General features: G+C 72.3%; 9 protein-coding genes and 1 pseudogene. 2 read left to right on the forward strand and 8 right to left on the reverse strand.

From position 1 onward, the window contains the following. Positions 1-247 precede the first annotated feature (247 nt). The 3 genes and pseudogenes from katG to QE454_RS00340 all read right to left on the reverse strand — a co-directional run bounded on the left by katG (position 248) and on the right by QE454_RS00340 (position 4056). Positions 248-2500 (reverse strand): catalase/peroxidase HPI, encoded by a 2253-nt coding sequence (katG, locus tag QE454_RS00330; protein ID WP_210072094.1) that lies wholly within the window; start codon positions 2498-2500, stop codon positions 248-250. Further along, on the reverse strand, positions 2497-2958 hold the full coding sequence (locus QE454_RS00335) for a Fur family transcriptional regulator (protein WP_210072095.1): 462 nt from the start codon (positions 2956-2958) through the stop codon (positions 2497-2499). Before QE454_RS00335 ends, katG begins: the two co-directional genes overlap by 4 nt. Before the next feature lie 101 nt (positions 2959-3059). Then, positions 3060-4056, reverse strand: a pseudogene (locus QE454_RS00340) (stage II sporulation protein M). 16 nt (positions 4057-4072) lie between these two features. Between QE454_RS00340 and QE454_RS00345 the strand changes: the two are divergent. Further along, complete coding sequence (locus QE454_RS00345) at positions 4073-4903, forward strand: RDD family protein (RefSeq protein ID WP_210072097.1); 831 nt, start codon at positions 4073-4075, stop codon at positions 4901-4903. Between the two features lie 25 nt (positions 4904-4928). Here the strand turns inward: QE454_RS00345 and QE454_RS00350 are convergent, their stop codons facing one another. Further along, the gene (locus QE454_RS00350; protein ID WP_103206488.1) at positions 4929-5135 is read right to left on the reverse strand and encodes a DUF3499 family protein; all 207 of its coding nucleotides are present in this window, start codon (positions 5133-5135) and stop codon (positions 4929-4931) included. Between the two features lie 152 nt (positions 5136-5287). On the opposite strand from QE454_RS00350, the gene QE454_RS00355 reads away from it, so the two are divergent. Then, positions 5288-5719: a hypothetical protein gene (locus QE454_RS00355; RefSeq protein WP_371129303.1), complete on the forward strand. Its 432-nt coding sequence runs from the start codon at positions 5288-5290 to the stop codon at positions 5717-5719. 22 nt (positions 5720-5741) lie between these two features. Here the strand turns inward: QE454_RS00355 and QE454_RS00360 are convergent, their stop codons facing one another. From QE454_RS00360 to manA, 4 genes are all read right to left on the reverse strand, one after another. Then, the gene (locus QE454_RS00360) at positions 5742-7133 is read right to left on the reverse strand and encodes a DUF5719 family protein (RefSeq protein ID WP_307459192.1); all 1392 of its coding nucleotides are present in this window, start codon (positions 7131-7133) and stop codon (positions 5742-5744) included. Continuing rightward, positions 7130-9973, reverse strand: coding sequence for a glycosyltransferase (locus tag QE454_RS00365; protein WP_307459189.1), 2844 nt, complete (start codon positions 9971-9973; stop codon positions 7130-7132). Before QE454_RS00365 ends, QE454_RS00360 begins: the two co-directional genes overlap by 4 nt. A 93-nt stretch (positions 9974-10066) precedes the next feature. Next, complete coding sequence (locus QE454_RS00370; protein ID WP_074694106.1) at positions 10067-10390, reverse strand: WhiB family transcriptional regulator; 324 nt, start codon at positions 10388-10390, stop codon at positions 10067-10069. A gap of 146 nt (positions 10391-10536) precedes the next feature. After that, positions 10537-11691, reverse strand: a complete 1155-nt coding sequence (gene manA / locus QE454_RS00375) for a mannose-6-phosphate isomerase, class I (protein WP_307459186.1) — start codon at positions 11689-11691, stop codon at positions 10537-10539. Positions 11692-11738: the final 47 nt, after the last annotated feature.

The following is an 11738-nucleotide window of genomic DNA, read 5'->3' on the forward strand; positions in this document are numbered from 1 at the left end:
TCTGTGCGGGGAGACGGGCCGGAGCCTGCGCCAAGTGGGACACGGGTCTTCTGCGTCGCTCGTCCCGAAGGTGCGTGAGTCGCAGCTCGGTCCGGCACGGGGTGGGACACGGCGCACGGGACACGGCGCGCGACGCGGGCGGGCACGAGAGAACCGCCCAGGACGTAACGAGCGACGGAAGGCCCGCCCCGCGAGGGGACGGGCCTTCCGGTTGCCGCGGGTTACCGAGCCGCAGCGTTCGCCGAACTCAGACCAGGTCGAACCGGTCGAGCTCGGTGACCTTGCGCCACGCGGCGACGAAGTCGCGCACGAACTTCTCCTTGGCGTCGTCCGAGGCGTAGACCTCGGCGAGCGCGCGCAGCTCGGAGTTCGACGAGAACACGAGGTCGACGCGCGTGCCGATCCCGACCTTCTCACCCGATCCGTCCTTCGTGCCCTCGAAGGCGTGCTTGCCGCTGTCGAGCGGCTTCCACGTCGTGCCGAGGTCGAGAAGGTTCGCGAACACGTCGTTCGTCAGGGCACCGGGAGTGTCGGTGAACACGCCCCAGTCGCTGCCGTCCCAGTTCGCGCCGATCGCGCGGAGGCCGCCGACGAGCACGGTCATCTCGGGAGCCGTCAGCGTGAGCAGGTTCGCCTTGTCCAGCAGCAGGAACTCCGCGGGAAGCCGCGCCTCGCGAGAGGCGTAGTTGCGGAAGCCGTCGGCGATCGGCTCGAGCCAGCGGAACGACTCGATCTCGGTCTGCTCCTGCGTGGCGTCGGTGCGGCCCGGGGTGAAGGGCACCTCGACCTCGACGCCGCCGGCGAGGGCGGCCTGCTCGACACCGGCGTTGCCCGCGAGCACGAGCAGGTCGGCGATCGAGACCTTCTTGTCGCCCTGCGCGTCGAATGCGCCCTTGATCTTCTCGAGCACGTCGAGCACGGATGCCAGCTGCTCGGGGTTGTTGACCGTCCAGCTCTTCTGCGGCTCGAGGCGGATGCGCGCCCCGTTCACGCCGCCGCGCTTGTCGCTGCCGCGGAAGGTCGAGGCGGCGGCCCACGTCGTGGTGACGAGCTGCTGCACCGACAGGCCGCTGTCGAGGATCTGCTTCTTCAGCGCTGCGGCGTCGGCGGCGTCGATCAGAGGGTGATCGACGGCGGGCACGGGGTCCTGCCACACGAGCACCTCGGAGGGGACCTCGGAGCCGAGGTAGCGCTCACGCGGGCCCATGTCGCGGTGGGTCAGCTTGAACCACGCGCGGGCGAAGGCGTCCTGGAACGCGGCCGGGTCCTCGGCGAAACGGCGTGAGATCTTCTCGTACGCCGGGTCGACGCGAAGCGCCAGGTCGCTGGTGAGCATGCGGGGCTCGCGGCGACCGTCGGAGTGCGCCTCGGGGACGAGGCCTTCGCCTCCGCCGTTGACCGGACGCCACTGGTGCGCGCCCGCGGGGCTCTGGAAGAGCTCCCACTCGTAGGCGAACAGGATGTGGAAGAACTCGTTGTCCCAGCGGGTGGGGTGGTACGTCCACGTGACTTCGAGGCCGCTGGTGATGGTGTCGTCACCCTTGCCCGTGCCGTGGCTGTTCTTCCAGCCCAGGCCCTGGTCGTTGATGTCGGCGGCCTCGGGGTTCACGCCCACGTGCGAGTCGCTCGCGGCACCGTGCGTCTTGCCGAAGGTGTGACCACCGGCGATGAGCGCGACGGTCTCCTCGTCGTTCATGGCCATGCGCCCGAACGTCTCGCGGATGTCGTTGGCCGACAGCTGCGGGTCGGGGTTGCCGTTGGGTCCCTCGGGGTTGACGTAGATCAGACCCATCTGGACCGCGGCCAGGGGCTTCTCGAGCTCGCGGTTGCCCGTGTAACGCTCGTCGCCGAGCCACGTGGTCTCGGGGCCCCAGTACACGTCGTCGTCGGGCTCCCACACGTCGGTGCGGCCACCGGCGAAGCCGAAGGTCGGGAAGCCCATGTCCTCGAGCGCGACGTTGCCGGCGAGGATCATCAGGTCGGCCCACGAGATCGACTGGCCGTACTTCTTCTTCACGGGCCAGAGCAGCCGGCGGGCCTTGTCCAGGTTGACGTTGTCGGGCCAGCTGTTCAGCGGGGCGAAACGCTGCATGCCCGCGCCCGAGCCGCCGCGACCGTCGGTCACGCGATAGGTGCCGGCGCTGTGCCAGGCCATGCGGATCATGAGAGGGCCGTAGTGGCCGAAGTCGGCGGGCCACCAGTCCTGCGAGGTCGTCATGACCGCTTTGAGATCCTGCTTGACGGCGTTCAGGTCGAGCGCCTCGAAGGCGGCGCGGTAGTCGAACCCCTCGTCCAGCGGGTCGCGCAGGGCGTTGTTCTTCGCGAGGATCTTGACGTTCAGGGTCTCGGGCCACCACACGCGGTTGGCGGATCCCTGGGTGGGGTGGGGCAGGGCGCCGGCGGGCTCGCTGTCGGCGGGGGCTTCGCCCACGGGCAGTCGGTTGTCGTCGGGGGCGGCTCCATCGTGGAAGACGGGGCACCCGTTCAGAGCGTCGCTCATCGGGATCCTCTCGGTTTTTCGGCTTCGGACTTCGCTCGGCAATCGGAGCACACGCCCCAGAACGTCACTTCAGCGGTCTCTATGAGAAAGCCGCTGCCCTCCGGCATGTGCAAGCACGGCGCCGCGCCGACGACGCAGTCCACGTCGTCGATCCGGCCGCACCCGGTGCACACCACGTGGTGGTGGTTGTCGCCCACGCGCAACTCGAACGTGCCGGCGTGGCCGGCGGGTTCGATGCGACGCGCGAGACCCGCGTCGGCGAAATCGCCGAGCGCGTTGTACACCGATTGCTTGCTCGTTCCGGGGAGCGTGCCGACGATGCCGTCGTAGACGGCGTCGGCGGTGGCGTGCGGCCGGGCGCGAAGGGCCTCGAGGACGGCGACCCGCGTCGCCGTCACCCGCAGACCCGCTCCGCGGATGAGGGCATCCGCGGGGGCTTCCGGTCGATTGTCGAGCATGCGTTCAGCGTACCTAGTTTTGAGTGAATCAAAAATGACACGCCGGGAAACGATCGGGAACGCTCACCTCCCGGGCCGAACGACACGGCATCCGGATGCCGTCATCCCGCCGTCAGCGTGGGGGTCCCGGCCTCGTACTCGGTGAGGTCGCCCGTCTCGCCCGCGCGCACCGCGCGTCGACCGACCCAGAGCATGTAGAAGAGGAAGACACCGAGGGCGAGAGCGCCGATCGCGATCTTGATCTGCCACGGCCACTCGCGCGGGGTGACGAACCCCTCGACGAGACCGGACAGGGCCAGGGCGAAGACGAGCCCCACGGCGACGGTGGCCAGCGACCGACCCGCTGAGGCGAGCGCCGCCGCCCGCGAACGCCGCCCGGGGGCGACCCAGGCCCAGAAGATCTGCAGGCCCGCCGCGCCCGCGACGAAGATCGCGGTGAGCTCGAGCAGGCCGTGGGGAAGGATGAACTGGAAGAACAGGTCGCCGCGGTCGAACGAGAACATGATCGCCGCCGAGGTCCCCACCCCGACGGCGTTCTGCATCATGACCGCGAGGGGCCAGAGTCCGGTGACGCCGAACAGCACGCACTGCGCCGCGATCCAGGCGTTGTTCGTCCAGACGGACCCTGCGAAGATCGCATTCGGGTTCTCGCGGTAGTAGTTCACGAACTGCTCGTCGGCGTAGTTCTGCAGCTGGCTCTTCTCCCCCAGGGCCAGCGACGGCGGCCGGGTCGCTCGAGATCCACAGGGCGACGAGGCTCGAGACCACGAGGAAGCCGACGGTGACAGCCAGGGTGCTCCAGCGCACGCGATACAACGCCGCCGGAAGCTGCAGGACGAAGAAGCGCGGCAGCTGCTTCAGCACGTTGTCGCGGACGCCGGTGAGGCGCAGGCGCGTGCGCGCGAGCAGGATCGAGACGTAGTCGCCTTCGGGCGTGCGTCCGGCGGAGGTCTTGATGTCGGCCAGGTCGGCCGACGCCGCACGGTAGCGGGTCACCAGCTCGTCCACGTCGCGACCGCTGAGGCGCTTGCGACGACCCAGCTCGTCGAGCCGCGCCCACTCCTCGCGCCGGGCGGCCGTGAGGGCATCGAGGTCCATGTGGTCAACTGTACGCATGGCTTCGTCGACGACCCCCTCGCCCGCGGTCGCCCTCGTGCACACGGGTGCGGACGAGACGCTCACCGGAGAGGCCGTCGCCCTCGACGTCCAACCCGTCGGCTTCTTCCTGCGGGCGCTCGGAACGCTCATCGACTTCCTCATCGGGGCGGTACTGCTGATCGGCGGAGCGCTGCTGCTGACGACGATGGTCGCGGCGGGAACCCTTCCGGAGGCCGCCGTGCGCATCGGCGTGATCTCGCTGCTCGTGCTCGTGACCGTCGTGATCCCCACCACGGTGGAGACGCTCTCTCGCGGCCGGAGCCTCGGTCGCCTCGCCGTGGGAGCCCGGATCGTGCGCACCGACGGCGGGGCCGCCGGCTTCCGTCAGGCCCTCATCCGATCCCTGACCGGTGTTCTCGAACTGTGGTTCACCCTCGGCGCGATCGCCGCGGTCGTCGGGATGTTCACCCCGCGCGCTCAGCGACTGGGCGACCTGCTCGCCGGCACGGCGAGCGAGCGCACCCGTACCCGCCGCCTCCCTCCCCCCGCGCCGGGCCTGCCGCCGGGCTGGGAGTCCTGGGCCGAGATCGCCGACGTCTCACGGCTTCCCGACCGCCTCGCCGCCCGCGTGGCGCAGTTCGTGCGCGGCGCCGACGCCCTCGAGCCCGCCGCTCGCACCCGGGTCGCGGCGTCCCTCGCCGAAGCCGTGCGCCCCTTCGTCTCGCCGATCCCCCCGTCGGATGCCGAAGGGCTCGTCCGCGCCGTGTCGTCGGTGCGACGGGACCGCGAGTACCGCGCGCTGCTGCTCGAGAACGAGCGCGCCGCCGCCCTGACCGAGCGCGCGTGACTCCCTCGAGCGAGAGCCCCGCGCCTCAGGTGCGGAGCGTCTCGTGCCGCACGACCACCCAGCCCTTGGGAACCGACAGCCGGTCGGCGTGGATCGCGCAGAGGTCGTGCGCGTGAGGGTCGCCCGCGGGACCGAGGGGGCCGAGGGCCGCCATCTGGTCGCCGTAATCGTAGGTGAGAGTGCTCATCGCCTCGCGGGCGCATCCCACTTTCGAGCAGAGTCTGTCGCGCATCGCGGATCAGCCTAGCCAGCCCCTCCGACACGGCCCCGACGCCGCGCCGGGGTCCCGGATGCCGGCCCCCGGCGCGACCGGAGCCTCGAGCGCACTCGCGCCGCGGCACGGGCGCGAGCGGGCCGCTGCCTCGAACGTAGGATGGGCCCATGATGCGTCGTCGATCCCGGGAAGCGCGGCCGGTGGCCCGCCCCTCGCGACACGGTCGTCACGGCCGCGAGAACCGCAGTCCCGTCGTCCGACCGCCGCTGCCCCCCATCGACACGCGCGTCGAGCGCTTCGACATCGCGGTCGGTGCGGCCGCGGAGTTCCTCCGCTCGGCATGGACCGATCTGCGCGAAGTCTCGTTCGAGATCGGGATCATGCCGCCCGCCGCCGCCGACGGCATCCCTCGATGGACGGTCCTGCGCGAAGAGAAGCGCATCATCCTGTACCGAGTGCCCATCGAACGCCTGGGACACCCCCACCACGACGACGACCTGCACCGCCGCATGATGATCGAGGGCGCGGTCTTCCGCGCCGCCGCCGAGTACCTCGATCGCGACCCGTGGGACCTGGGCCCCGAGCGGTTCCGCTTCTTCTGACCCGCCCCCGGCGTCGGGACCGCTAGGGCAGGATCGTGAGCGCCGAAGCCGCGGCATCCGCCGGCCACAGCGGGTACGAGGCCAGCGCTCCCGCCCCGGCGTACGACACCGCCGCGCGCACGGGAGAATCGGCCTCGAGCCGGTAGACGCCCGCGGCGACCGGCACGGCCACGCTGGCTCCGGCGGCGACGGTCGTGGTGACGGGCGCGCCTGCGCCTGCGGGGGTGAGCGTGACGGTCGTATCGCTCGAGGCACCGGCGATCACCAGATTCGCGCCCACGCCCGCGGCGACCGCGATCGTGCTGGGGGCCGAGATCTCGGGAGCGGGGACGTACCAGGCGAAGTCCGCTCCCTCGCCGAAGCCGGTCGTCGACCAGGTGGCGCCCACGATGGGAGCCGTGGCCGTCACGTCCACCGTGTAGGAACCGGCGGCGAGCCTCGACAGGTTCAGCGAGGTCGGAAGGCCCGACGTGAGGGGGACGTCGGTGGGCGCGGGTGCGCTGACCGCGGGGTCGTTCGGCACCACTGTCACCGTCGCGGTGGCGTCGGATCCCGGCGACAGCAGACGCAGCACCGTGCCCGCCTGGCTGGCGTCGGTGGCGAGCACCTGCACCCCCGGCATGACCAGATGCGCGTCCGCCTGAGCGAGCGGCGCGACCTGGTCGGCGCCGCCGGGAAGGAGCAGGCGCGTCAGCGTGGCCTGGAGCGAGGCGTGAACCGGTGCACCCGACGAGACGACGCGCACGACCGGACTCTCCTCCCCGAGGAGGAGTCCCGCGAGAGGGACCACGCGGCGTCCGCCCGCGGGAACCACGAGATTCTGACCGCTCGGCGGGCTCGACACGCCCTGCGCCCCGTAGACCGACAGCTGGACGGTCGCGGGGACGTCGCCGGGGTTCGCCAGCACGACGAGGTCGTTCGCCCCCGTGGTGGAGGCACCCCCGACCAGCCACGACTCCGCGAGAGGGGGTCGGCAGGCGGATGCCGCGAACCCGATCAGGTCGCTCGCGGCGGCCGTGGCGGACCCGGCGGCGGCCAACGGCGTCTGAAGGCGATCGCGAGGCGCGGCACGCAGGGCCTCGGCGTCGCCGGAGGAGTCGGCCGTCGCCCCGTTCAGGGCTGTCGTGGTCGCGTCCGCGTCGGCGGGGCCGCTGACGACCTGCTGGGCGGCCGCCGCGCTCAGGGAGCCCGCGGAGTCGGCGCTGCGCCCGAGGGCCAGCAGAGGACCGTCGCACGCGAGGAGGGTGTCTCCGGGGGTCGGGGTGGCCTGCACACGCACCGGCGTTGCGGAGTACTGCGGCCAGGGGGCCGCGATTCCCACGACCGTGCCGATGACGGCGGCGGTGGCCACGGCCGCACCGGCGATGACGCGGGCGCTCGTGGCGGCGACACGGAGCAGACGACGCTCGCTCATCGGGCTCCTCCCGGGTTCGGGCCCACGATGCGGGGCGTGCGGCGTGCGACCCGTCGGGACGCTGCGGTCGGCACGGCGAGCAGAAGGGCGATCAGGACGACGGCGAGGGAGCCGAAGGCCACCAGACGCTGCAGGGTGAGGCGGTGCTCGTCGAGCGGCGGGCGCGGGGTGACGGCGGTGTTCACGCGCCAGAGGTCGCCGCGCGAGGTCGCTCCCACCGGGTCGAGCAGGTCGCGCTGGTCGAGAGAGGTGGCCGCTCCCAGTCGCGTTCCGCGGATCACGTCGTCCTCGCCGGCCGGAGCCGATTCGAGCAGCACGAACGAGATGCCGCGCTCCGCGAGGCGCGAGACGACGTCGTCGGCCGAGGGGGTCACGAGATCCGCCGCGAGGGCGGCGAGCTCGACGTCCTGGTCGTCGACCGTCGTGCGCGTGGCCTCGACGGTGCTCTGACCCGAGAGGGTGGCGCTGCCGCCCCACACGACCTGCACACGCAGACCGTCGGCACGGGGGTCGAGGACGATCGTGCCGATGTCGAGCGATCCGCGCCCCTCGGCGGCGACGAACGCCGGGAGGGTCGAGACGGGCCCGTTCGTGAGCACCGAGCGCCCGCTGTCGGTTCCGGCCGTCTGGGCGGTGAGAGCGGGGGCGACCGAGACGGTGAGGGCCGCGAGCGCGAGCAGGGCACCGACCGGCCGGAGGACGCGCACGCGAGCGGGGATCCCGGCATCGAGGGTGATGACGGCCGCACCGACCAGACCGATCCACGCGAGGCTCAAGCCCGCCCCCGGCCACAGGGGCACGGCGACCGAGTGATCGAACGACACGGCGATGCCGACGGCGGCGAAGGCGGTGGCGAGCCCCACCACGGTGAGGACGATGAGGGCGGATGCTGTGATCCACCGCGGAGTGAGGACCGCGAGAACGGCCAGGGCCGCGAGGGGCGCGACGAGCAGGCCGACCCACCACACCGGTCCCCCGGTCAGGCTCGCCCACCCGCCCGGGTCGGAGGTGGGGAAGCCCGCCGCGAGCAGTGCGCGACCGAGCGGCGTGGCGGAGGCCTCGGCCCCCGCGTAGGCGATGCCGGGGTCGGCGAGCAGGCCCCAGGGGTTGCCCGCGCGCACCTGCGTCCACACGAGCGGGGCGAACACGACGATCGAGGGGACGAGCAGCCAGACGACCCGAGCGATGCCGCGACCGGCCACGAGGGCGACGACCACGAGCGCCGCCGACCACAGCACCACGACGGCCGGAGCCAGCGAGGGCGCCGACGCGAGGACGGCGACGAGCAGGAGGGATGCCGCTCCCGCCGGGGCCCACGACCGGTGGGCGACGCTCGCGGCGTAGAAGAGCCAGGGCAGCAGCAGGTGCACGAGCACGCCGGCCGGCCGGCCCTCGACGAGAGCGGCGAGGAAGGTCGGGGCCAGGGCCCAGGCGAATCCGGCGACGATGCGCAGCATCGACGACTCCGTCACGCGGGTCGCCGCGAACCACCCGCCGAGGACGGCGAGGGGCAGGGCGAGCACCCACAGCACGACGAAGGCGCGCGACGGCTCCCCCGGTGAGAGCGAGCCGATGACCGCGACGAGGGCCGAGAACGGATCCGCCGGCCCGATGGCATCGAGCCCGAGGGGGCGGGCCCCCCAGGCGGCGTCCTGCCAGAGCTGGGCCACGTTCTGTCGCAGCGGCGCCAGAGCGCCCCCGCCCAGGACGGGCCACGCGAGCAGCGGGGCGAACAAGGCGGCCGAGACCGCGAGGGCACCCAGAACCGCCCAGGCACCCCCGCCGACGAAGAAGCGCAGTTCCGAGCGCACCGGGGCATCGGGGTCGGCGACATCGCTCTCCCACCGCAGGCGCATCTCGGCGCGCGTGACGCGCAGCGGCGCGAGCCGCGACCACCCCACCTTCCGCGAAGAGCGGATGCGGCCTCGGGCGCGGGCGACGGCGGCGGGCCGGACCATGACGAGCAGCGTCGCCCCCCACTCGGGCAGCACTCGGTAGGGGACTTTCGTCACCAGGTGCAGGATCGTGCGCCACAGGGCGAGCGGCAGCAGCGAGAGCCAGTGCAGGGCGACCGCGGGGGCGGGGGCGTAGACGAGTCGGCGGTGCAGCTGGGCCGTGCGCGTCGCGAAGGCGCGGCGGCGAGCGCGACGTCGACCGCGGGCCATGGCGGCCACCCCGTCTCCGGCGACGGCGACGCGGGCGGAGGGCACGAGCGAGACGAGATGACCGGCGAGGCGGGCGCGCACGCCGAGATCGAGTCCCTCGTCGGCACCGCCGAGGGCGGGGTCGAGACCGCCGAGCACCGTCCAGGCGTCTCGCCGCACGAGCAGCCCCCGCACGTCGGCGCCGAGCACGTCGGCATCCCCGTCGCGCTGTCCCTGGTCGAGCTCGCCGGCGGCGAGTTCGACGGTGCCGCCATAGCGGTTCATGCTCACGCCCAGCGAGAGGATCGCGTCGCGGTCGTCCCACGCCACGAGCTTGGGGGCCGCGACCACGAGGGGCGGGGAGAGTTCGAGGGCGCCCGCGAGACGTACGAGCGCGTCGGGGTCGGGAGCGGTGTCCTGCGCGAGCAGCCAGACGGCGTCGCCGGTCAGGCGGGGCGTGGCAAGCGCCGTGGCCGCGGCGAACGAGGTGCCGGCCGGGGCCGTGATGACGCCCTCCGCGCCGGAGGATGCGGCGAGATCGCGCAGTGCGGCGTCGGCGCCGCACAAGACGATGGTGAGCGCATCGACGGGGCGGGTCTGCGCGACGAGAGCCGCCAGAGTGCGCTCCAGATGGTTCGCTGCGGGAGTGCGTCCTTCGGGACGCACGACGAGGATGGCGTGAACACGGTCGGGCATGACGCGGATCAGCCTAGGTGCGCTCCCCCGCGATCACGAACGCCGCGCCGTCGGCTGCCGGATCACTCAGGGAGTGGACCGTGGAAGACGGGGTCAGGCGCGCCGCTTGAGCTTGCGACGCTCGCGCTCGCTGAGGCCACCCCAGATACCGAAGCGCTCGTCGTTCTGGAGCGCGTACTCGAGGCACTCGGACTTCACGTCGCAGGAGGTGCAGATGCGCTTGGCGTCGCGCGTCGAACCGCCCTTTTCGGGGAAGAAGGCCTCGGGGTCGGTCTGCGAGCAGAGAGCATCGGTCTGCCAGGCGAGGGTATTCTCTTCGGTGGAGTCGATGTCGCGACGGACTCCGGGAACGCCGAGGTCCACCGGGTCGACGAACCAGTTCTCCGGGACACCGGACCGGTACTGCGATGTCGCCATATCGTCCTCCGCCTCGCTCACGCCCCCATGACGCGATTCCGCGCAGTCATAATTACACCCGTGTCATTCCGCTGAGTCAAGTCGCGGATCGTAAACCCTCAAGGGCGAGATGAACCTTCACGGGCAGCCCCGGCGTGTCGCGGGTGTCAGGCGCCCGGCATGGCCACGAAGACCTCGCCGCCGCCGTCCGACGCGAGAGGAGACTCGTCGGGGGTGATGAGCGCGGCCTCGCCGGGACGCACGGTGATGTTCTCTCCCGAGGCTCCGGTGAGCACGGTCTCGCCCGCCACGCCGAGCGCGATCGCGATGCCGCGCAGCTCCAGGCTGCCCGCACCGCCCGCCTCGAGGTGACCGAGCGCGAAGTCGGCGATCCCCGGCGCGAAGATCTCGGCGCCCTCCCCCGACGCGGTCGGACGGAGCAACGGAGGCTCGGCCGGACGGAAGTCGACGAGACCGAGCAGTTCCGCGACATCGATGTGCTTGGGGGTCAGCCCCCCGCGCAGCACGTTGTCGCTCGCGGCCATGATCTCGACGCCGAGACCGGCGACGTAGGCGTGCAGCACGCCGGCCGGTACGAAGATCGCTTCGCCGCGTCGCAGCTCGACGAGATTCATCATCAGGGCGACCACGATGCCGGGGTCGGCGGGGTAGGCGGAGTGCAGCGACCGCGTCAGGGCCAGTTCGGCGGCGAACCCGGGCGCCTCGGCAGAGGCCGCGGCATCCACGATCTCTTCGATCTCGGCTCGCTCGGCTCCCCCGAGCAGCCAGCCGATCGCCGAGCGCAGAGCGTCGTCACCCGCGAGGTGGGCGCGCAAAGCCCGCACCGCGGGAGCGTCGCCGAGGGCATCCACGAGCGAACGCGTGCGCTCCAGATCACGCAGCCCCGCCAGGGCGGTGAAGGTGTCGCTGAGGGCGACGATCACCTCGGGCTTGTGGTTGTCGTCCTTGTAGTTGCGCTCGCCCGCGTCGCGCGGGACACCGGCCTCTTCTTCGCGAGCGAAACCCCGGGCCGCCTGCTCTTTCGAGGGGTGCACCTGGATCGACAGCGGCGCACCGGCCGCGAGCAGCTTCAGCAGGTAGGGCAGCTTCTCGGGGACGCCCCGCTCGGACGCGGCGGCGGGCAGCCACTCGTCGAGCGTGCGACCCGAGCCGTCGTGCACCTCGGCCGGTGAACCCGGGTGGTCGCCGAACCACACCTCGGCCTCGGGCGCCCCGGTGGGCTCGCGGCCCTCGAGGTCGGCGATGAGGGTCGGGCTGCCCCAGGCGTAGTCGCGGGGGGTGTTCGAGATGGCGATCAGCACGGCGTCAGCATAATGCGCGGACCCGACGACGACGGATGCCGACCGCT

This window comes from Microbacterium sp. SORGH_AS_0454, assembly GCF_031453395.1.
Lineage (GTDB): Bacteria > Actinomycetota > Actinomycetes > Actinomycetales > Microbacteriaceae > Microbacterium.